Source organism: Pseudoduganella violacea (assembly GCF_014191875.1).
GTDB classification, from domain to species: Bacteria; Pseudomonadota; Gammaproteobacteria; order Burkholderiales; family Burkholderiaceae_D; genus Rugamonas; species Rugamonas violacea_A.
On sequence record NZ_JACHXD010000014.1, the window covers coordinates 1 to 22346 of the forward strand.

At 64.3% G+C, this 22346-nt stretch carries 18 protein-coding genes; 12 read left to right on the forward strand and 6 right to left on the reverse strand.

The features are described from left to right. The first annotated feature begins 83 nt into the window (after positions 1-83). Both FHS03_RS20900 and FHS03_RS20905 read left to right on the forward strand, forming a co-directional pair. A complete protein-coding gene (locus tag FHS03_RS20900; protein WP_183442866.1) occupies positions 84-449 on the forward strand; it encodes a hypothetical protein in 366 nt (121 codons plus the stop codon). A 524-nt stretch (positions 450-973) separates the two neighbouring features. Further along, a complete protein-coding gene (locus FHS03_RS20905) occupies positions 974-1768 on the forward strand; it encodes a hypothetical protein (protein ID WP_183442867.1) in 795 nt (264 codons plus the stop codon). Positions 1769-1868: 100 nt separating this feature from the next. Here the strand turns inward: FHS03_RS20905 and FHS03_RS20910 are convergent, their stop codons facing one another. Next, entirely contained in the window at positions 1869-2402 is a 534-nt protein-coding gene (locus FHS03_RS20910) for a GNAT family N-acetyltransferase (RefSeq protein WP_183442868.1), read from the reverse strand. A gap of 185 nt (positions 2403-2587) precedes the next feature. Here FHS03_RS20910 and FHS03_RS20915 point away from each other — a divergent pair, with 185 nt between their 5' ends. After that, entirely contained in the window at positions 2588-4114 is a 1527-nt protein-coding gene (locus tag FHS03_RS20915; protein ID WP_183442869.1) for a glycosyltransferase family 39 protein, read from the forward strand. On the opposite strand, the gene FHS03_RS20920 is transcribed toward FHS03_RS20915, so the two are convergent. Both FHS03_RS20920 and FHS03_RS20925 read right to left on the reverse strand, forming a co-directional pair. Further along, complete coding sequence (locus FHS03_RS20920) at positions 4075-4677, reverse strand: hypothetical protein (protein ID WP_183442870.1); 603 nt, start codon at positions 4675-4677, stop codon at positions 4075-4077. The two genes, FHS03_RS20915 and FHS03_RS20920, sit on opposite strands and share 40 nt — an antisense overlap. Positions 4678-4691: 14 nt before the next feature. Further along, positions 4692-5321, reverse strand: coding sequence for a TetR/AcrR family transcriptional regulator (locus FHS03_RS20925; protein ID WP_183442871.1), 630 nt, complete (start codon positions 5319-5321; stop codon positions 4692-4694). Between the two features lie 110 nt (positions 5322-5431). Here FHS03_RS20925 and FHS03_RS20930 point away from each other — a divergent pair, with 110 nt between their 5' ends. Continuing rightward, complete coding sequence (locus FHS03_RS20930; RefSeq protein WP_183442872.1) at positions 5432-6133, forward strand: DAPG hydrolase family protein; 702 nt, start codon at positions 5432-5434, stop codon at positions 6131-6133. Between the two features lies 1 nt (position 6134). On the opposite strand, the gene FHS03_RS20935 is transcribed toward FHS03_RS20930, so the two are convergent. Next, entirely contained in the window at positions 6135-6635 is a 501-nt protein-coding gene (locus tag FHS03_RS20935) for a ribonuclease HI family protein (RefSeq protein ID WP_183442873.1), read from the reverse strand. A 222-nt stretch (positions 6636-6857) separates the two neighbouring features. Between FHS03_RS20935 and FHS03_RS20940 the strand changes: the two genes are divergently transcribed. Beyond that, positions 6858-8654, forward strand: coding sequence for a S9 family peptidase (locus FHS03_RS20940; protein WP_229426326.1), 1797 nt, complete (start codon positions 6858-6860; stop codon positions 8652-8654). 53 nt (positions 8655-8707) lie between these two features. Here FHS03_RS20940 and FHS03_RS20945 read toward each other — a convergent pair whose 3' ends face one another. Next, on the reverse strand, positions 8708-9343 hold the full coding sequence (locus FHS03_RS20945) for a hypothetical protein (RefSeq protein ID WP_229426327.1): 636 nt from the start codon (positions 9341-9343) through the stop codon (positions 8708-8710). Positions 9344-9478: 135 nt separating this feature from the next. Continuing rightward, complete coding sequence (locus tag FHS03_RS20950) at positions 9479-9724, reverse strand: hypothetical protein (RefSeq protein WP_183442875.1); 246 nt, start codon at positions 9722-9724, stop codon at positions 9479-9481. Between the two features lie 322 nt (positions 9725-10046). Here FHS03_RS20950 and FHS03_RS20955 point away from each other — a divergent pair, with 322 nt between their 5' ends. From FHS03_RS20955 to FHS03_RS20985, 7 genes are all read left to right on the forward strand, one after another. Then, entirely contained in the window at positions 10047-13232 is a 3186-nt protein-coding gene (locus FHS03_RS20955) for a penicillin-binding transpeptidase domain-containing protein (RefSeq protein WP_229426328.1), read from the forward strand. Positions 13233-13345: 113 nt separating this feature from the next. Then, positions 13346-14668, forward strand: a complete 1323-nt coding sequence (locus FHS03_RS20960) for a hypothetical protein (protein ID WP_183442877.1) — start codon at positions 13346-13348, stop codon at positions 14666-14668. A gap of 11 nt (positions 14669-14679) precedes the next feature. Further along, the gene (locus FHS03_RS20965; RefSeq protein WP_307729561.1) at positions 14680-15261 is read left to right on the forward strand and encodes a hypothetical protein; all 582 of its coding nucleotides are present in this window, start codon (positions 14680-14682) and stop codon (positions 15259-15261) included. Beyond that, a complete protein-coding gene (locus FHS03_RS20970) occupies positions 15258-16496 on the forward strand; it encodes a hypothetical protein (RefSeq protein ID WP_183442879.1) in 1239 nt (412 codons plus the stop codon). The genes FHS03_RS20965 and FHS03_RS20970 overlap by 4 nt, the downstream gene beginning before the upstream one ends. Continuing rightward, entirely contained in the window at positions 16493-17599 is a 1107-nt protein-coding gene (locus FHS03_RS20975) for a hypothetical protein (protein ID WP_229426329.1), read from the forward strand. The genes FHS03_RS20970 and FHS03_RS20975 overlap by 4 nt, the downstream gene beginning before the upstream one ends. Before the next feature lie 97 nt (positions 17600-17696). Then, on the forward strand, positions 17697-20000 hold the full coding sequence (locus tag FHS03_RS20980) for an SPFH domain-containing protein (RefSeq protein WP_183442880.1): 2304 nt from the start codon (positions 17697-17699) through the stop codon (positions 19998-20000). Further along, complete coding sequence (locus tag FHS03_RS20985; RefSeq protein ID WP_183442881.1) at positions 19997-22321, forward strand: bifunctional serine/threonine-protein kinase/formylglycine-generating enzyme family protein; 2325 nt, start codon at positions 19997-19999, stop codon at positions 22319-22321. Before FHS03_RS20980 ends, FHS03_RS20985 begins: the two co-directional genes overlap by 4 nt. Positions 22322-22346 lie beyond the last annotated feature (25 nt).

Here is a 22346-nt window from a genome sequence, read left to right on the forward strand (position 1 = left end):
AATTCAGCATTGGGCAATCTGTCGCCCGCCGTCTATGAACGGAAAATGGCAGTGCGTGAACCTATTGTTGTGTCCGAAATTTCTTGACCACCGCATACGCACCCGAAGATGAGAGTGCGTCTGTCACGCTGGACAGTGGCAAAGGACAAGTCGTGGCCTTCTGTTGGCCTTGTGGGCTGCGCGTTGGAGATGAGGTTGAGAACCGCTTTTCCACCTTGGAGGGAAGTGCAAGTGCCGCTTATTTTCACGATTGGCCAGCCGAGGAAATAGAGGCGCTATCCTCCGAATGGATAGAGCGCACCGGACCGTATTCATATAAAGGCCGGGGCCGCGTCGTCGATGAGGCCGAAGGGCTTATTGAGGTTAACGGGTTTTTAATCGAACTTAGTAATGTACTTGGTGATGGCTACGTTGACTTTGAAATCAAGCGCCTTGACGTTCAAGCATAGCGAAGACAAAATCGGCCAAGAGCTGACGCTGGGTACGGATAGCGATCTTTTCGCGAAAAAACATTGGAGCGGCAGCGGAAATGACTAAGTGGTGCAATTACTGCAGGGTTGTGGATCTTATTGCGTTTTGGGGGGCGCTGCGTGAAGCGAAATGGAAACGGCCCGCGCTGTTCATCTGCTCTCTTGTAATGGGAGGGGGGGCGGCATTTGTAACCTGGATGCTATTCGGACAGGAAGAATATAAATTCTTTCCCTTCCTCTCACTACCAATCGTGACTCTTGGATTTCTTGGCGTGTTGGTTGCACTCAAGGGGTGCGATGCTTGTGTTGCCAAAATGTTTGGAAGCGCGTAGTTTCTGACTGTGGTCGAAACTATCGTAGGTTTCGTACTTTGGTGGTCGTGGGGCTCCTGTTCGCGGTGACGTCGCTTGCACGAACGCGTACTATCGGCCAATAGCCGCCGGATGTATCTGTAATAAATAAGGAAATCTGTGAAGAAATTGTTTGCTTTAAAGGAGTAGTTAATGGTTCAGTTGCAACGACCGAAAATCGCAACTCCTGAAAGTGCCAAAATACTTTATTGCATTCACGAGACTGGCTCTCTTCTCATCGGGGACCGTTTTCTTCCGGGTTACATCGCGGACTGTATCCAGATGACAGAAGGGCTCGGTCACCTTCATAAGCTGCTTATCGCTCAGGAAGGTGCTAAGTGGAACACCGACCAAGAAATCTTAGCTCGCCTTATTGCGCAAGCTGACGATACCATACGATGGGCGAAAGAGATTCGTAGCGAGAGTTATCATCAAATTCACACGCTCACCTTTCTAAGTGAATGGTCCGCTCAAGAAGCTGGTACCGAGAATGTCATAGCAGCTATTCTTGAAACCATTAAGGACGCTGCCAACGTAGCTGCTTCAAAATTTTCCGTTGGACGATATGACATGAAAGATTGGCCATGGGTGAACGAAAAATGTCTTGAGATAGCGCAGAAACTAGACCAAAAAGCGAAAGAGAAAACTGCGGATGGGGGCTGGGACATCTCTGCAAGACTTGCTGTTTTATTTGGATGGTTGGGCGTCACTTTGAAAGTAGAGCCTGAAGTTGCAGCCAAATATAACGAGGCTTCCATGGTACGTAATGTTATTGTCCATCGGTATGGACGGCTCGGGACTAACGATGTTAAGCGAGCGCCTCATTTGTCCGAATGGATTGGCAAAACCGTACCTATGACCAAGGATAGACTTGCTGAATATCACCAAGCCATAGTCGATGTTCACCTAGCAGTGATGAATGGCGTGCTCGCCAATGGCTGGAAATAACGGTGACGGGCCGTAGGCGCAAGCAGTCTCCGGCCTCGCCACTGGTGGCAGACGACCAGCTTTGAACTAATGCAAGAGTGTAAATAGATCAATTCCTAGCTCATTTGCATCGCGAATACATGAACGATGCTCGTGGTTCGTGACCGAGGTTGGGGTGGACGATATAGCGTTCCAACCGGCCTTCACGCTTGAAGCCGGATTTTTCCAGCGTGCGTGCCGACGGAAGATTTTCGGTATCGCAGGTGGCCTGGATGCGGAAGTAGTCCGGCAGGGCGAGGGCGGCATCGCAGAAAGCCACAATGGCCTCGGGCATCAGGCCCGCGCCCCAATATTGGCGGCCCAATACATAGCCGATGTCCACTGTATGCGAGAAAACCAGCGCATCCAGCATGCCAATCGGGACGTCTTCACGCTCCGCCAGCGCCAGGATATATGGGCGGCTTTGATTGCTCTCCCACCGGTTGATGCAGCCTTCGATGAAATTTTTAGTTTGACGCAGCGTTTTATGCGGCCGCCAGACCATATAGCGCGCTACGTCCATATCCTGGGTATAGGCCTCAAAAATCAAAGCGGCGTCCTCGGGACGCGGTTCGCGCAGAACCAGTCTTTGCGTGCGGAGCAGGGTGGGAAGCATGTTGATATTGCCAAATATTGAAGATATTTATTGAAACTTTAACTCATTTGCAAGTCCGTGTCATCGTGGTCTTGACTTAACGGTCGATGAAGAAAAGGCGCCGCGGCGCCTATTTTTCTGGCCTCGGCGCGATTGATACATTACGATACATGCGACTCTACCCATGCTTAATCAATATGCAATCAATGTTTCTTCCCGCCGCAGCGCTGCCTTCCGGCCGTCGTCTTTCCAATCTGCTGATCGTGCTCGGACTGGCGCAGATCCTGATCTGGGGCGTGGCGGCAGGGCTGGCATATAGTTCGACCGAGCTGGATTCGGCTGAGCAGCTGGTGTGGGGCGCCGCCATCGAAGGCGGCTACTGGAAGCATCCGCCGCTGCCGTCGTGGATCATGAACGGCGTGTTGCGGTTTACCGATCCTTCGGTGGCGCTGCCGCTGATGATGGCGCAGGCGGCCATCGTGATCGCGCTGGCGCTGAGTTGGCGCCTGGCGCGCGAGTTCCTGCCGCCGGCGCAGGCCGCGTTGTCGGTGCTGCTGACGTCCTTGGTCCTGTACCACAACGCGGGCGCCGACAGTTACAACCACAATACGGCGTTGCTGCCGTTCCAGGCGGCGGCGACCCTGGCTTTCTTCCTGGCGACGCGGCGCGACAGCTTGCTGTATTGGGCGGGCGCGGGCTTTTTCGCAGGCCTGTCGATTCTGGTGAAGTATGTGGCGGTCATGCCGTTGGCCGGCCTGTTGCTGTATTTGCTGCTGGACCGCAGCCTGCACCACCGTCGCACGCTGATTGGCCTGCTGCTGGGCGCCGCCGTCTGTGCGTTGACGCTTAGTCCGCACCTGCTTTGGTTGCAGCAGAACGATTACGCGCCGTTCCAGTATGCGCAGTCGGTGGTGCTGCCGCTGCAAGGCTTCGGCGCGAAGCTGGGCAGTGTCGCTTCCTTCCTCGTCACCCAGCTTTATCGCGTGCTGCCCTTGCTGCTGGTGCTGGCGCTGCTGGCATGGCGCCGTCCGCGTGAAAAGAAAGAGGCGATGCCCTTGCAACAGCGCGACCGCCTGTTTATCTGGATTGCCACCTTGTCGCCGTTGGTCGTGACGATCCTGTTCGGACTTGCCTCGGGCACCCGCCTGGAGGCGCGCTGGGGCGCCAATGCCTTCCTGCTTAGCGGCCTGCTGGCGGTGATGTTGCTGCGTCCCGTGACGACGGCGGGCCTACTGAAGCTGATTACGGTGCTGACGGTGGGCGTGCATGTGCTGTTATGCGCCGGCCTGGTACTGGGCAAGTCCATGGTGGCCGAACACTTCGGCCGCACCACGCGCGCCAATTTCCCGGCGGCCGAACTGGCGCAGGCAACGCAGCAGGCCTGGCGCACGCACACCACGGCGCCGCTGCGCATCGTGGCTACTGACATCTGGCTGGGCGGGAATCTGCGCGCCTTCGGCCTGCCGGACATCGCGGTGCTGATCGATGGCAGCCACCATAAATCCCCCTGGGTGCGGCGCGAGGACGTGCGCAATTGCGGCGCGATGGTGCTGGACGATCAGAGCAAGGATGGCCGCGCCGGTCCCGTCAATCCGCCCGAACAACTGGCGCTGATCGCGGGCGCCGCCACCACGGGCACCTGGCAACTGGCCTGGGGTAACGATATGAAGCAGCGCCGCACCGTGCGCTGGGCTTATCTGCCGCCGCAGGATCCTTCGCGCTGCGCCCAATGAATTCCGTCGCGCATATTGCCGAAGGCTTGTAGTACACGGGTGGCTGGATAGTCCTCGAATACGGGATAGCGATCCCGATAATAGCAATACCAGTAGCTCCGCACGCGGCGCGCGGTGGTCGCGAAATGGCCGGGATTCTGTGTCAGATATCTGGCATACATAGACTGGTCGAGCAGGGGCAGGGCTTGGTCTATCCTCTGGATAATCTCGATAACGTATTCGCCCACCAGTTGAATGACGTAGGGAGCTATCCAGTTTTCACCGCGTGTGAGTAGACGTTGCAGGCACGCTTCTCGTACGTGGCCGTCGGCATGACGGGTACCGAGGCAGAGCGCCATGGTTTGCGAAGGCTGGCAATTGACTGCGAGAGCGAGCAGGCTTTCCGCCGGATAGTAAACGCGGCTGGGGATGACCAGGGTTTCTCCATCAAGATAGACCTGAAATGAGTATCGCGGCGCACCTAGCCTGTTTTCATTGAGCATGGAAAGCAGTTCAGGTGCGTAAGCCGATAGCGCCCGGGGAAAGGCCTGGATTTCAAGACGGTCTTGAGCGGAAGAGTGCATTTTTCGGAATCCGTTTAAACGGTGCGTTGGACCAGTTGCAAGGCGGCGCGGATATGCGCGGCCGCATCCCATTCCGGCATCGGCGAAATCAGGCCCAGGGCCATGCGCCGCAGCGGCTCGCCGATGGCCATCCCCAGCAGCAGTTCGCAGAAGATGCGCGGTTCGCCGATCACGATCAGCTTGCGGCTGCGCTGGCGCTCCAGCCAGTCCACCAGCATTTCCGTACCGCGCTCGATGCCGTTGCGCTGGTAGATGGCCAGCATCTCGGCGCGTCCCGGAAATTCCGTGGTCAACAGGCGGAACAGGCCGACCGCTTCGGCCGATAGCACGCTGCGCGCAATCGCCAGCAGCATGCGTTCCAGGGCCGGAAAGACCTGACCGGTTTTGCCCACATCCTCCAGCAGCAGCGGCGCGAAAGCATCCGTCATATGGCGCACCACCAGGCCCACCAGCTCCTCGCGGTTGGCGGCGTGGCGGTATATGGTCTTCTTCGCCAGGCCGGCGTGTTTGGCCACAGCCTCCATCGTAGTCGCCGCGTAGCCCTGGTTCAGCAGCAGCCAGGTGGTGGACGCCAGCATCGCTGCCACCACTTCTTCCTCGGGCCGCGCCGGCCTGCCGCGCTGTTTCGCAGATGTTTCGCTCATTCCCGCCTCCTGAATCGTCCTGCCGGTATTTTAACCCAACGAAGAATAAAGAAACGTACATCGTTTCCTTAATATATAATCGGCTTCCCAACAAGCGAAGGAGCGTTGTTATGAAACCGAATCACACTGCAGCACAATGGGATCTGCCCGAAATCGAACAACTGCTGGAACGCCGGCCGGTGCGGCTGGAAACCGGCATCACGCGCAATGCGGCCGGCCAACTGGTGGTGGCGGTACGCACCGATATGCACGGCTGCAAGGGCCGCATGCTGGACTGGTGGTTCAAGTATTTCGAGACCACCCAGCACATCAAATGGTGGCACCCGCATGACCATGTGGAGCACCGCGGCTGGGACAGCAAATGGAAGAAGGGGGAGAGCTATATCGGCGCATCGATCCACGCCGTCGAATCGTTGTGTGACATTCCGCCGGTGGCGGCCAAGCTGAAATTCCACGCGCCGGAAGAGGCTTTCGCGCCGGACCGTTTGCGCCAAGCCTATGCCCAGGGCGATGTGGCGGCAGCGGTGTATGCCCGCATCGGTTTCGGCGACCATATTCAGCTCGATGAGGATGGCGACCCGCAGGACGGCCATATGCTGCATATCGCCACCGATACGCCCTTTGGCTGCGTGCTGCGCAGCCGCTTTCTGCTCGGCCTATCCGCCGCCCAGCCGGTGGACGAGGTGCCGGACAATCTGGGCCTGAGTCTGATGCGCCATTGCTATACCGAGTTTACCTACCTGAGCCGCTTCCTGCCTTCGCTGTACTACGGCGAGCATGCGAACGGGGAAGCCGTGCCGCTGCCTTGGTAAGTCAGTCGCCGAGAACGGCCGCCTGCTGTGACAGGCGGTCCGCTTCGTTGTTCCTATGGCGCGGTATCCAGCGCAGGGCCACTTGCGACAAGAGGCCCATCAGCTGGGTGACGCGCGCGCGGTGCGCTTCCAGCCCCTTGGCGTTGGCGGCCTGCTGCAGCACGTCGTAAATCACCACCTGGCTGTCGCCATGTACCAGCAGCTCCGGCACCCGCATTTGCACGGCCGTTTCCAGCAGCGCGATCAGGGCCAGGTATTCGGCATCGCCGCTGCTGCCATGGCCGGCGCGCCTGCTGATTTCGATCCGTTCGCCGGCGGGACCGGCCAGCAGGCCGCCAATGCCGATGCGGCCCGGATTCGGATGGGCGGAACCGTCGAACCAGGCGCGCCAGGCGGTGGGGGAGGTATCCAGACTTGTTTTTTGCCGCGCCAGCTTTTCGGCGCGGGCGCGTTCAGTGGCAGCCAGCCGGCGCGGATTTGGCGGTAATACAGATAAGGTCATGCTGATAAGTTTATTGACAACAGTATTCGATCTTGCAAGACTATGAAGCGCTTTCACCCGTATCCTAACAGGAGATTGTTTATGCGCTTAATCCACCGTGCCGCGCGACTGACTGCGCTGGCCTTGTTGTTGCAGTGTGCATTTGCCCCAATCAGTTCCCAGGCCGCCTCCGTGGCGCGTTCCGTTCAAAAGACTCCCAAGAAGTACAGCATCGAGCAGTTCATGGCGACGACTTCCATTTCGGGCGCAAGCTTCAGCCACGACGAGAAGAACATCCTTTTCAGCAGCAACGAGAGCGGTATTTTCAACGTCTATTCGATCCCCGTGGGCGGCGGCAAGCCGGTGGCGCTGACCAAATCCACCGTGGACAGCCACTACGCGGTGAGCTACTTCCGCCATGACGACCGCGTCCTGTTCACGCGCGACAAGGGCGGCGATGAACAGAACCACCTGTATGTGCGCGAACTGGATGGCACGGAAAAAGACCTGACGCCGGGCGAGAAGCTGAAAGCGGCCTTCGCCGGCTGGTCGCAAGATGGCAATGCCTTCTATGTGCAGACCAATGAGCGCGATCCCAAATACTTCGACCTGTACCGCTACGACGCGAAGACGTATGAACGCAGCCTGCTTTACAAGACCGAGAGCAGCCTGCGGCCCGTGGATGTGAGCCGCGACGGCAAATGGATAGCGCTGGACAAGCCGAATACCACGGCCGACAGCGATATCTATCTGTATAACGTCGCCAGCCAGGAGACGAAACACATCACGCCGCACCAGGGCACGGCCAGCTATAACACCGCGACCTTCGATCCGGCGTCGAGCAAGCTGTTTTTCACCTCCAACGATGGCGGCGAATTTACTTCGCTGCGTACCTATGACCTGGCCAGCGGCAAGGTAAGCGAGCATGAGAAAGCACGCTGGGACGTGATGGGAACCGACTTCTCGCACAATGGCCGCTTCCGTATCACGCCCATTAATCACGATGGCACCATCGTACTGCGCATTGTCGAAGGGGGACAGGAAAAGCCGCTGCCTCTGCCCAAGCTGGAGGGCGGCGAAATGCGCGGCGCCACCTTCTCGGACAGCGGCAATCTGCTGGCCTTCTACGTGAATGGCGACCGCTCGCCCAGCAATCTCTTCGTCTACGACCTGCGCGCGAAAAAGCTGAACCAGCTGACGCGAAGCCTGAACAAGGAAATCGACGCCGCCGACCTAGTGGAGGCGGAAGTGGTGCGCTTCAAGTCCTTCGACGGCGTGGAAATTCCATCGATCTTCCTCAAACCGAAGGGCGCTTCATTGACGAACAGGGTGCCGGCCGTGGTGTTCGTGCATGGTGGTCCCGGCGGACAGACGCGGCGCGGCTACAACCCGCTATTCCAGTATCTGGCCAATAACGGCTATGCGGTTCTCGGCATTAACAACCGGGGCAGCAGCGGTTACGGCAAGACCTTCTACACCGCCGACGACGGCAAGCATGGCCGCGAACCGCTGTGGGATTGCGTGGAGGCGAAAACCTATCTGGCCAGCCTTGGCTATATCGATCCGGACCGCATCGGCATCATGGGCGGCAGCTACGGTGGCTATATGACGCTGGCGGCGCTCGCCTTCCGCCCCGAGGCCTTCAAGGTCGGCATCGATATTTTCGGCGTCAGCAACTGGGTGCGCACGCTGGAATCGATTCCGCCTTACTGGGAGGCGCAGCGCAAAGCCCTGTATGCGGAAATCGGTGATCCGGTGAAGGACAAGGAGTTCCTGATCGAGACCTCGCCGCTGTTCCACGCCAAGCATATCCGCAAGCCGCTGATGGTCATTCAGGGCAAGAACGATCCGCGCGTGATCAAGCCGGAGAGCGACGAGATTGTGGAAGCGGTGAAGAAGAACCAGGTGCCGGTCGAATACGTGGTCTTCGATGACGAAGGCCATGGCTTCAGCAAGAAGAAGAACCAGATCGAGGCGAACGGAAAAATGGTCGAATTCCTCGACAAATACCTGAAGCCGGGACTGCCGCAGGCGAAGTAAACGGCAAAGGGCCATCCAGCGATGGCCCTTTTTACATGCCGCGCCGGTTTGGCTTAGCGGCGGTGCGGATTGTCGGGGCGGCGGTCGTGGCGGTTTGGCACGCCGTCGCCATCGCGGTCGCGGTCGCGGCGGTTGGGAATGCCGTCGTTGTCGCGGTCACGGTCGTAGCGGTTGGGGATGCCGTCATGGTCGCTGTCGCGCCAGCCATCGCGTCCATGTCCGCGGCCGTGGTTATGGTCGCTCCAGTGGCCGCCGTTGTGCGGGCGCCGGCCGCCGTCGATCCAGACCTGGGTATTGCCGCGATAGTCCCAGTAGCCGGGCGCCGGTTCATAGCGCGGCGGCGGCGGGGGCAGGGCGACGTAACTGCGGCCGCTGATGCGGTTCGTAACCCAGCCGCCACGGTCCAGGCGCCAGCCGGAGCCGGTGTGAATCCAGACCGGCTGCTGATAGTACATGCCGTAGCGTTCCGTTTCCCAGCGGCCGGGCAACCATACGTGGCGGTAGCCGTCCCAGTTCCAGTAGCCGGGCGCCCAGATATAGCCGGAGCGCGGCGGCGGCATCGTTTCCAGTCGCATCGGTGGCGGCGCGTTGCCGACAACAATGCTGACGTCGACCTGCGCCATCGCGGCGGGCGCCATTGCGGCCGAGCCGAGAAGCAGGGCGGCGGCGATAAATGTCGGCTTGATCATGATTCACTCTCCAGTTGCTAGTGCGCTGAATTCACTATATCAAGCGCCAGTGGCGGAGGGTAAATCTGATGCAGTTTTTTACAAATGACCAGAGTTTGCTACAGAGTTTTGCTGCATTGCCGCATGTGGCCGCGTTCAGATCGTGCTTTGGCTCAGCGGCTTGCGTTCATCTTGCAGCAATTGCTTCTTTTGCTCGGCATTCGGGCGCTTGGCGCTGACCACGACAACTTGCATATCGGGCGCCACGCTGGCTACCTGGGCTGGCAGGCTGCGCGCCGGAGCGCCTGCAACCACGGGCTTTGCATCGAAAACGTAGGTGGCGGCGCAGGCCAGGCCGAGGGCGATGACGAAGATCGCTTCAAAGTTTTTCAGCGTATTCATTTGATTGCTTCTCCCTTGTGAGTAGTTTTGCTATGTGCTCACTGTACCCAAACCCAGGGATGGCCGCCACGCGCATGCGACGAGCTGTGGTTTTTGCGGTGCGAGATGCAAAAAGACAGCGACGAATGATGCCGCTTTCGCCACATTTGCCCATCCCCCGGCTAAGGCTTGCCGAGTACATTGTCGCGGGGGCGCCATGCCACGTTTCTTCACACTTTTACGCCAGGCCTTGAACTGGCCGGGCCATGCCGGCCGCATATGGCGCCGGCGCGCCAATTTGCGCGCGGGGCGGCGCCAGGTTGGGAGTCCGGCGCGGCGCGCAATGAAAGCGGCGCCGGCCGGGAGCTGGGGCTGGTGGACGGCAGGGGCGCTGCTGCTGGTCCTGGGCGGGGCGGCGTTGCTGGTCTGGCATGCGCGCCGGCTGGGCGAGTCCAGCGTGAGCACGGCCGGCGCGGCGGCACAGCAGCAGGCGGCAAATATCTATCAAACGGTGTTGCCCGGGGCGCGCTTCAATGTGCCGTCGGTGGCGGGTATTTTTATCGAATTGCAAGCGAATGGAGCGCTGCTGATGGTTTCGGGCTTGCGCGCGGGGCCGGCGCAGCGCGTGGACCTGTGCCATCAGATGCGCGATGCGCAGAGCGGACGGTTGCTGCCTTTGCGGATCGGCTACCGCTTTGCCGATGTCGCGCGCTGGGTGGGGCGCGGCCGGGACGATGGCGTGCCGCTGGCGCTGCGCAATGTGCTGCTGGTGTCGGACGAGGCTTCGGACGCGATGCCCGAGGTGCAGCTTAGCGGTACGGCGCGCGCCGACTTCGCCGATCCGCTGGGCGAGCCGCTGAAACTGAGTTGGCGCGCCAGGCAAGGCGCGGCGCGCTGGCTCAGCGACGCAAGCTTGGGCCAGCCGGCTGAAGGCGTCAGCGGCGAGGTGGGGCTGCGTCAGCAGGGCTGGCTGGTCTGGGGCGCGCAGGCCTTGCGCGTCGAGCGGCGCGTCAGCGGCGCTTGTCCGCAGGCAGGGGAGCTGGTGGTGCAGTTGTTCCGGGCTGCCGACGGCGCGGACAGCGGGGCCGCTGCGCCTGCCGCCGCCAAAGCCTTGGTCGTGGCTTTCCCGGCGCGCGGCAAGGCGGTCAGCGCATGGCTGCCAGCCGGCGACTATGCGATTCCCGGCACGGCACGGCCCGCGCTGGAAGATGAAACCCTGTTCGACGCCTTGTTGGCCCGGGGGCTGGTGCGTCTGGACGCCGACGGCGGGATTGACGCCGTGCCGCGCGACCTGGCGCTGTGGCGCGCAGCGCCCGATTCCGCGCGCGCGGCCGATCTGGCGCGTTGGCGGCAGGTGCAGCTCGACGAGGAGGGCCGCAGTCTGCTCAAGCGCCTCTACCGCCAGGCCGATGGCGTCTACGTGCGCCAGCAGATCGATATTTTCAATAGCGAGCGGCGCTTGCTGGCCTGGCGCGTTCCAGACGAGGGCGCGGCCGATGGCGGGCCGGAATGGCGCGCCTCGGCGGGTGGCAGCCCTTTGCCGGCGGGCGAGGCGATGCCGCCTTTGGTTGCGCGCCTGTTTGCCGATCTGCCGCAGGGTTGGGCGCCGTGGTCGCGCGTGCTGCAATGGCCGGCGGCGCTGGTGCGCCAGCCGCTGCGGCTGACCTTGGACTTGCCCAGCCCCGCGGGTGGCGGCGAGCGCCTGCGGTTGATGCTGCTGGGCCGGGCCAGCGCCGCTAGCGGCGCTGCTTTGCGCGCCGATCCTGCTTGCAATGGCCGCGCATGCAGCCGCCCGGACGACGCGCAAATCCTGACGCTGACGCTGCAAGCCGGCGCGCGCAGCGTGGCGCTGGACGTGCAGCCGCTTCTCCCTGCCACCAGCGTCGATCAACAATATCGCCATCTGCGGGTGAGCGGCGGCCGCATGGTCTGGCAGCGCCTGCCCGATCCGGTGCGCGTGGCGGCGGGGAAGGCAGCGCCGGCTGCGGCCGTGGGAGCGAATCCCGGCGCTGCCGCGTTCAATAAGGGGCAGGGCGCGGCCATCGCCGCCGTCCGGCTGCAAGACCGCAACGGCACGCTGCTGTGGGCCGACGGCGCATCCACCTCCGCCGCCAGGGACGCCGGGCTGGCGACCATGCTGGGACTGGCGCCGGGCCATGCCAGCAGTATCGCCGGCATGCTGGCGCGCCTGCCGCAGGGCGGCGAAGCGCGTCTGACGCTCGATCTGCCTTTGCAGGCTTTGAGCCAGCGCATCCTCGATTGCGCCGGCATGCGCCATGGACGCTGGGACGGCGCCGCATGCAGCGCAACACGCGAAACTCCGGCGGGCCGCCGCGCCGGTCTGGTGATTCTTGATGCTGAAAACGGCGATATCCTGGCCGCCGCCGGCGCGGGTACGGGAGAAGCGAATGGCGCCAACTGGGCCGAAATCCGCGATTTCGACCGTGCCAATCCGGCCCGCAGCCCCTTGCGTCTGCCCGCCTTGCAGCACGACGGCGGCGCGCACCAGAGTCCCGGCTCGACCTTCAAGGTGGTGACGGCCCTTGGCCTGGAAATGGCCGCGCGCAAGGATGCGCAGATGGACGCGATGCTAGGCGGGCTGTCGCTGGCGGCGCTGAACGGCGTGGCGCGCCAGCGTGGTTTTGCCTTTGAAACCAGTGCCGCCAGCTACCCCGCCGCCGCCGCTTCGGCGCACCAGGCCCGCGTCACCAACTATCGCGAGCAAGGGCTGGACCGGCGTGCCCAGGAAGGCAAACTGGGATTGGCGCAGGCCATGACGTACAGCCTGAATACCTGGTTCGCCTGGTCGGCTGAATTGAGTGACCGCAGCCTGTTCGGTCGCGCCGAGGGCGGCGCGCCGGATTTGCAGGCACTGGAGCCGGGGGCGCTGGATGGCGTGCGTCCCATTGTCGCGGCGGCGCGCCTGCTTGGCTTCGAACAGCCGCTGCGCCTGGATGGTGGACTGCTGCCGCCGGATTTCAACTGGCAGGCGTATGATGCCTTACAGTCCACGCCTGCGCATATGGACCCGATCCACACCCGGCACGAGCTGCGCCAGATGGCCATCGGCCTGCGCATGCAGGCCACGCCGCTGCAAATGGCGCTCGCTTCCGCCGCAGTGGGCCAGGGCCGCGTCGTCGTCCCGCGCCTGCTGCTGCAGCTGGACGGCAAGGAGGCGCGCAACGAGGCTGGCGCGCGCCTGGAGATGCGGCTGGACCGCATCCGCGCCGGCATGAAGGGCGTGGTGGAGCGCGGCACGGCCGCCTCGGCGTTTGGCGGCGCCGCGCTGGCCGCGCTGAAGCCTGGACTGTATGGCAAAACCGGCACCGCGCCGGTCACGGACCAGGAAGGGACGGTGTGGTTTACGGGATGGCTGGAGCCGGGCAGCCTGCCGAAACAGCAGCGTCGGCTGGCGTTTGCCGTCTTCATCAGCCATTCGCCGGGCAGCGGCGGCGAGCATGCGGCGCCGGTGCTGGCCGCCATCCTGGCCAGCCTGGCGAACCAGAACGTGGAAAAGAGGGGGAAATAAGCCTGTGCCGCGCCGAATGATATGGCCTGCTCTGTGCCATGCTATGCAAACGACCATTGGCAGCCATGCGATTGTCCATGGACCGATGATGGTATTTTTATCAACAGGATAGTATGCGGCTGCCAGGAACCCGGTATCAGGAGCATGGCTGGGAACAGGTGCGCAAGCTGTTGGGGCATTGCTCGCTGCAAGCCTTCCAGCACTGCGAGATGCACCATTTGCTCGATCGCGCGCAGGAGGCTGCGCTGTTGGACTGGTACATCGATGCGATGGCCGTCCTGCTGCGCCGTGCCGCCCGCAGCGCGCGCGGCGAGGTGGCCGGCAACAGCTATGGCGACAGCGTGGCCGAGCTGTCATTAAGCCTGCTGTATGAATTGCAGGTCCAGCCCGCGTTCTGGAGCGCCTTCGCCGCCGCCGTGGCGTCCGAGCATGCGCGCGTGCCGGCTTTCTGGACCGGTACGGCGGGCGACGCCATGCTGCGCAAAAAGGTCAACGATATGTTCGCCACCCTGCGCGACAAGGTAGACGCCGACAATTACCAGGTTGCCACCGGCCGTTCCTGCTCGCCCAACAAGATTTATACCTACCGTATGCTAGATACCGCCTTCGGTGAGATCGAGCGTCTGTTCGCCAACTGGGCGCAGAATGCCGGGCAGGTCGGCGCGATTCTGGGGCGCGTGAGTGACGGCATTCCGATCGAAGTGCGGCAGATGCGCGGCATCGGTGGCTGCCGGCCCGAATGGCTGATACGCTGGAGTGAAACGCTGGAGCGCTTCACTGGCGCGCCCGGGCCGCTGCATACCAAGTCCAAACGCTTCGCCAGCCTGAAAAACAATCCGGAGAAGATCGGCGCCATGCTGGCCGAAATAGGCGACTACGCGGAGCTGTCGTCGAACCAGGACACGGCCGCCTGGGCCAGCGACGCGGAGGAAGCCGCGCTATGGCTGGAGGATTACTGGCGCGTGGTGGCTGAATCGCAGGCGCAGGGCGCGTTTGCGGAGCCCGACCGTTTGCTGGTGGTCGAGCATGACGATGATGAGGAGCGGGAGGGCGCGCCGGAGGAGGATGCGGACGAGGATGCCGCGCCCGACCCGGAACTGACGCAGGCCGTGCGCGCCGCCTGGGAAGCCGCCGCCGCCGCGCTTTCCCTGCCCCTCCGCTATATGGAATTGGCGGGCGCCGCGCAGGATCGCGGCAGTCCCTTGAACCGGCTGCTCGAAGGCGCAAGCCTGCCGGTGCGCCTGGCGGTGTATCAGAAGCTGCTGGGCGCTGCCGACGACAGCTATCCGGACGAATGGCTCGACCCGGCAACCGGCGAGCTGCCCACTTTAGGCCAGTTGGCCACCCTGGACCAGGTTTCGGTCCCCACGCTGCGCAAGCGGCGCAATGAAGCGATAGACCGGCTGTACGCGGCGCAAGGCGCCCTGCAGCCATGAAGGAGAAGCAATTGGACACGAAATCGCCGGACCAAAAACTGCAGGAACGCCTGATGCTGGCGCGCACCGCCCCGGATGACCGGCTGCTGCTGGCCGACGCGGTGCTGCTGGCCGCGCTGGATGGCAGCCGGCCGCTGTCGCCGGGCGAACTGGCGGCCTTGCAGGCATCGCCGCTGACGCTGCGCCGCTTCCGCCATCTGGCGCTGGAGCGGCGCGCGTGCAGCGCCGGCCCGGTGGCCGCCAACGATCCGGTATGGAGCCGCAGCCACGGCATGCTGCGCGCCGCCGCCACTGCCGCCGCGCTCGACGAACTGGTGACGGACGACGGCTGCTGGTCGCTGCATTTTCTGGCGCAGGGAGCGGGCTGGCAGGTGATCCTGAAACTGCATGCCGACGCGCCTTTTGCATCGCGCGTGATGCGCGAATTGCCGCTGCTGCGCGTGAGCGATGGCGGCGGCGCGGTGCTGTTGCAGGGCCGGCTGGATACGGACGGCGAGTGCGAGCGCGCCTGGCCCCATGCCGACGCGCCGGCCGAACACTTCCAGCGTTATGGCGCGGTCTTTGCCATCGAAGCGGTGGAACCTGCGCTATGAGCCTGTTCCAGCGCCTGCGGCGCGGCCTTGCCGCCCACGATGACCAGGCAGCGTCCGCGCGGCTGGGCAAGGACGTGCTGGCCATGCGCCTGGCTGGTGGCAGCATCGTGCCGCCGGACTGTACCGCCGTGATCCTCGGCGAGAGCGGGCAGGCGCGCCGCTTGCCCGAGTTTCGCGCCGGCGGCGCGGCGCAGCGCTTGGTCTGCGGCGAGAAGGAAAGCGCATGGTGTTTTCATCCCGGCCCTTACAGCGTGGATCTGGCGCCTTTCGCGCTGGCGCCGGAGTTGGGCCTGCGCCTAGGTTTTGTGGTGGATGCGCCCGACCCGCGCGTGAGCCAGCAGCGTTTCGACCTTTTCCTGTCCAGCGAAGGCGGGCAGGGCGAGGCCTTGAGCGTGCAGGCTTTCGCCGCCGCCGTGCAAGACAGCCTGCGCCTGGCGCTGGCCCAGGGCCGGCTGGAACTGCCGCCTTGCACCTCGGCGGAGGAATGGACGGCTTTCCGCGCCGGCCTGAATGAATTGCTGTACATCCGCTTCGGCATCACGGTCGAGGACTGCATGCCGGTCGATCTGGGCGACGGCATCGACTTTGCCGCGATCCTGCGCGCGCGCGCAAGCGCCGACGCGGCGCCAAGGCCGGAGCCGCAGCCAGAGCCGCAGCCGGAGCCGGTTCGCCAGGAGCCAGCCACCGCTGCCGGTCCGGCATCGGCCGCTTTGCCGGCGTCCAGCGTGACGAGCGCCGTCTCAGCCTCGATTCCGGCGCCGCGCGCGCCCGCCGAGGCGCCCTGCGCGGGCGACGATGCGGCCGCGCTGCGCCGCCTCTTCCTGGAACTGCCCGCCTTGAGCGGCGGCCTGCGCATGCTCGACCTGCCCCAAGGCCAGGGCTTGTTCCTGGTGCATCAAGGCCTGCTGCAAAGACTGGCCCTGCTGGCGCTGGACGTCAACACCATGCCGGCATTGGCCATGGCCGCGCCCGGCCAGCATTTGCCCGCGGCGCGCCAGCGCCGCCGCAGCGGCGGCACGCTGCAGGCGGTGACGGCGTTGGACGAAGCCTGGGGCTTGCTGGCGCGCCTGAAACTGGCCGCCGCCGACGCCATGCCCACCCTGCTGGACGATGCCGACCGCATCCTCGCCAATATGGAGTTGAGCCTGGAGCAGCGCCGCGCCGCGCAGGATGGGCCGGAAGCGCCGGGCGCCGCCCGCATCTACGAATTGCCGCGTATCGAGCCTTCGCTATGACCATGTCCGCCACCCTGTCCATCCCCCTTTCAAACGCTGCGGCCGGCAGCGCCGAGTGTTTCTGTCCGCTGCCGGATGGCCGCCTGCTGCGGATCACCGCCACCCGCCGTCCGCGCGCCAACCGCGCCGAGGTCAAATGCGTGGTCGCGGGAGCGCCAATGCTGAGTGAACGCATGCAGGAAGTGGTGCGGCTGGCGCGCCATACCGAGGTGCTGTTCGACAGCCGCGAGCAGGTGGTGCTCAGCCTGGAGCCGGCGCCGCCGGCGGGGGAGCGCGGCTGGGAGCTGGCCGCCGTGCTGGCCGACCGCATGGTGCGCGGCGTGTGGCTGGCGCCTGCGGGCGGCGTGGCGGCGTATGGCTGGTCCGACGCCTGGCATCTGGGCCGGCTGGACGGTGGGCAGCGGCTTGCAAACGCTGGCCGCGGGTCCAACATACGGGAAGAATGCCAGCTGCTGTTGGGTGGCAGTGTCGATGTGGCGGACAGCGCGGCCGTGCAGCTCAGCCATATCGGCGCCTTGCACGGCCACGCCGATCCGGCCGGCGCGCTATCCCGCGCGCGTGCCTGGTTTCCCCTGCATAGCGGCGGCATCAACGACAGCCTGGCCTGGGTCGAGGTTTGCGTGCGCCCCTTGCAAGCCGAAGAGACTTGCGAAGAAGAAGACACCATCGCCGCGCCAGGCCTGGACTTGACCGCCCAGCAGGCGGTGCGCCAAGCCTTGGGCGGCGCCCGACACTTCGACGGGCGGGCCTTGGGACGTTGGCGCACCGTGGTGCGCTTCAGCCAGACGCGCTTCCAGGGCAGCTCGTACCAGCTGGCGCTGGTGATGGCCGACCGCCTGGCGCGCGGCCGCGAGTTCGTGCCGCGCGGCCGCCTGATCGCCAGCGGCTGCTCAGCCGCATGGCATGCGGGCCGCGTGGATACGGTCGAGGGCCGGGAGGCCAAGACGGAGTTGATACTTCGTCAAGCGGCGCCGGGCGACCGCGTGCTGCTGCCGCATGCCTGGCGCCAGGAGCTGGACGATGGCGCCTATGCTGAATTGGCTGGCGCGCTGAAAGCGAAAGGCGCGTCGCTGGCCTGTATTGAACGCATTGGCCTGATCTGAATCAGGGCCGGTGCAATGGAGGCGGTGCGGCGCGCCTGCCCCTGCTAAAATCGGCAAAGCAGCCGATACAAGAAGAAAGAGTTTATAGGAGTCTGGCATGTTCAAGATGTTTGGTTTTGGTGGCAGCAAGTGCGTGCGTTGCGAGCATAAAAATGCCGAGGCGGCGGCCTACTGCGCCCAATGCGGCCTGTCGCTGGGCGCGGCGCGCAATGAACCGGTGCTGCGCGATAACCGCTGGATTCCCGCCAACGACGAACTGGCCGTGTATTTCGGCGTGCGCCAGTTGTCTGGCCTGTTCAGCAAGACCCTGCGCGTGCCGCCCACCACCCGCGCCTACATCTTGCAAGGCAGCCAGGCTACCGAAGTGCCGCAGGGCGAGTATGAACTGGAAGGCTTTTTCACCCGTCTGAATAATCTGCTGCGCGACCAGCATGCCGAAATCCTCATCACGCGCACCACGCCGCTGCCGGTCGAGTTCCACTTCGGCGATCTGCCCAGCGCCGAACACCTGAAGGTGGCGGCGCGCTTCAGCGTCGGTATCAAGGTCGAGAATGTGGCCGCCTTCGCGCAGCACTTCATGCTGGCGCCAGGTGCGGTGACGGCGCTCCAGCTGCATGAGCTGCTGGCGCCATCGGTGCGCCAGATCGCGGCCGAATTCATCGGCGCGCGCTCGCTGCGCGAAATGAGCGGCAATCCCGATCTGCGCGTGCAATTGGATGAGCGCCTGCAAGCCTTGCTGAAACAGCGCCTGGCCGAATTCGGCCTCGCCGTGGCCCAGGTGGAAACGCTGTCCCTGCGCCATGATAAATTCGACAACAACCGCGAGCGCGTCGGCAGCCTGTGGCTGGTGGCCGACGAGCGCCACGCCCAGCTGGAACATGTGAAGCAGCTCGACCAGCTTTACGACGACGAAGAGTGGCAAGTCATCTGGCGCGAGGAGCAGAAGCGCCGCAGCGAGTACCGCCGTGGCGAGCTGCGCGTGGACGCGGCCGTGGACAAGGCCGAACTGGCGCAGCAGGAAGCGGAGCGGGTGCAGGCCATCCGCGCCCGCGAGGTGGAACTGTACGGCCGCATCGTTGACGCCAAGACGCGCAAGCTGGCCTTCGAGCGTGGCGCCGGCGCCGTGCTGACCGAGCTGGAACACGAGCTGGCGCAGAAGAAGGCGGCGCGCAGCGGCGAGGCGGCGCAATGGGACCATGTGCGCCAGCTGGCGCAGATCCGCATGCGCACCGAGCTGGAAGTGGCGCAGCAGGAAACGCAGGAGCAGCGCCAGTTGGCCAGCCAGCGCTTCTCGCACCAGCTGCATGTCCAGCAGATCCGCAACCAGATCGAAAAAGCCCTCGCCATCGAGGACGAAGCCCTGCGCCGCGCCCAGTTGCAGCGCCTGCGCCAGGCCGAAGACGAGGCGCAGCGGCGCGAGGCGTCCCTGGAAGCCGAGCAGCACAAGGCGCGCTTCCAGGGATTGAGCCTGGCCAATGCCGCCCGCCAGCGCGAGGCCGAACGCGTGCAGGAATGGGAAGAGCTGCAGCATGCGGCGCGCCAGCGCGAGCTGGGACGCGGCGAAGAAGCCAAGGACGCCGAAGGCCAGGTGCAACTGGCCCAGATCACGGCCAAGCTGGAAGAGCTGAAGCGCGCCGGCGCCGGCGCCGATTCCATGCTCCAGTATGAAAAGCTGCTGCGCACCATCGAAGCCGACGCCATCCAGCAGCGCAAGGCCCAGGAACTGAACACCCAGGGCATGCTGGACCAGGTGGTGATCGAGGAACAGCGCCTGCACCTGAAACAGAAGGAGCAGGAGGCCCAATGGCAGCAGGAGTTGAAGAAATTGGCCCAGCAGCGCGAAGAAAGCTACGCGCGCTGGAAGCATGAATACGACAGCATGGTGGCGCAGCAGGAGCACGCCGCCGCGCTGGCCCGCATCGAGATCGAGAAGGCGCAGGCCATCGGCAGCTTGAGCGACACGGCCAAGGTGGCGCTGGCGCCCACGGCCAATGCGCAAGCCTTGGCCCAGTTGCTGAAAGTGCAGGCGCAGTCGGGCATGAGCGCCGACCAGATCCAGGCGCTGGCGGCGGTGGTCGCCGCTGAAAACAGCATGACGCCGGCCGAGGCCATGCGCCTGGCCGAGGACAGGGCACGGCAGGAGCGCAGCCACGCCGACAGCCAGGCCGACAAGGACCGCGCCCACCAGCTGGAGCTGCTCAAGCTGCAAAACGCCACGCACGCCAATGCGCTGGCGTCGCAGATGCAGCTTGGCGTGGGCGTGGCGCAGGCGGGCGCGCCGGTGCGTCACCACCATACTGCCGCCGCGCCTGGCCTACGCTACTGCATCAATGGCCACGCCATTCCGGCCGATACCCCGAATGCGAAGTTCTGCGCCGAATGCGGCGTGCCGCTCCGATGATGCAAACAGCAAGAGACAAGATCCGCGAACTGCGTGCCCTGCATGAAGACGGTCTGTTAAGCCTGGCGGAATTCGACCGCCGCAAGAACGCCATCCTGGACGCCGAGTATGCGCCGCCCGGCCACGCCGCCGCGGCTTTGCCCGTGCCTGTGCGGCAGGGCACGGAGCTGGGACTGATGGCGGGCCAGGAAATCGGCCCGCAGAACCGGCGCTACCGGCTGGAACGTCTGCTCGGCATGGGCGGCATGGGCCAGGTATGGCAAGCCACCGACCTGGCTACGCACGCCGAGCTGGGACACAGCGAACAGGTGGCGCTGAAAATCTTGCCGCCGCAGCTGACGCAGAATCCCGTGCACGCCAAGCTGCTGATCGAGGAAGCGACGCAAGCGCGCCGCCTGGCGCATGACAATATCGTGCGCGTCTACGAGTGGGCGCAAGACCCGGCCACGGCCAGCTACTTCATCATCATGGAGTGCCTGGAAGGCCAGGACCTGGATGCCTGGCTGGCCGAAACCGGCGCCGCCACGCTGGACCAGGTGGTACAACTGCTGCGCCCCGTGGCGAACGCCCTGCAATACGCCTGGGACAAGCACCGCCTGGTGCACCGCGATCTCAAGCCCGGCAATGTCTTCCTGACCCGGCGCGGCGAAATCAAGCTGCTCGACTTCGGCATCGCTTCGCGCGTGCGCAGCTCGGGCAGCACCCTTGGCCTGCTGCAGACGCCCAATGCCGGCACCGCCGGTTACCGCGCGCCGGAAGCCGGCACCAACCAGGGCCAGCCCGCGCCGCAGCTCGATGTGTACGCGGTGGCCGTGATGATTTACCAGATGCTGGAAGGAAGCATGCCTTTCGGCGAAAACCGCTCGGCCCAGGTCCAGCCCGATGCGCCCAAGGCTCTGAACGCGCTGCAATGGCAGGTGCTGCAGCGCGGCTTCGCTTTCGACCATGAGGAGCGTCCCGGTTCGGTGGGTGGGCTGCTGGATGCCTTGCAGCGCGCGGCCGGCCCCAGCGAGGAAGAGCTGGCGGCGCAAGCCGAGCAGGCGCGCCAGCAGCAGCGCGAGCTGGAACGCCAGCGCGAACGCGAACAGGCCGAGGAAAAGGAGCGCGCCGCGCGCGCCGAACAGGAACGCCTGCATCAGGCGCAGCTGGAAGCGCAGCAGCGCGTCGAGACGCTGGCGCGGCGCAAGGCCGAAGCCGAGGCGTTGGCCCTGCAGAAGCTCAAGCTGGAGCAGCAGCGCCGCGAACAGGAAAAGCAGCGCCGCCTGGACGCGGAAGAGGCAACGCGCCAGCGCAAGGAACAGTTGCGCCAGCAGTTGCTGGCGCGGCGCGAGGCCGACGCGCAAAAGGCGCGCCAGGAATTCGAGGAGAAGCAGCGCAAGGCCGCCCAGATCAAGGCCGAAGCGGCCTATCGCGCCGAGCAGGAACGCCACCGCAAGGAACAGGCGGCGCGCAACGAGGCCGAGCTGCGCGCCATCCTGCCGACGGCTGACAGCCCGGTGGCCGACGCCAGCGGCGTGCTGCGCGACAGTTTCGCCGACGGCAGCGGCAAGGGACCGGAGCTGGTGCTGATCCCGACCGGCCGCTTCCAGATGGGCGGCGCGCCGCATGAACATGCGGTGGCGCTGAAAGCCGGCTCCCAGCAATCGTGGCTGGAGCGCGAAACGCCGCAGCGCTGGGTCGGCATCGAACAGTCGTTTGCGCTGGGCCGCTATCCGGTCACGGTGCGCGAATGGCGCCAGTTCGCGCGGGCCACTGGCTGGGAGTCGAAGCTCGACGTGGACTGGAGCGCGCCCGGCTTCGCCCAGGACGATTTGCATCCGGTGGTCTGCGTCAGCTGGAACGACGTCCAGCTTTACCTGCAATGGCTGAGCGAGATGACCGGGCAGACGTATCGCCTGCCGAGCGAGGCGGAATGGGAATACGCCTGTCGCGCCGGCACGCGCACCGCCTTCAGCTTCGGCGACACCATCAGCACTGAGCAGGCCAATTACGACGGCAACTTCACCTACAACGGCGGGCCGCGCGGCGCGCACCGCAACGGCACCAGCAAGGTGGGCAGCTTCCCGCCCAATCCCTGGGGGCTGTACGATATGCACGGCAATGTATGGGAATGGGTGCAGGATACGGTGCATGAGAATTACCAGGGCGCGCCGCTGGACGGGCGCGCCTGGGAAGAGGGCGGCGATGCCGCGCGCCGCATTCTGCGCGGCGGCGCCTGGCTGTACAACCCGCGCTATCTGCGCTCGGCGCTGCGCAACGGCTATTCCGCCGTATTGGCCAACGATGTGGTGGGCTTCCGGGTGGCGCGCAAGTTGGCTTGATGGCGGCAAACGGTGTACATTGCGG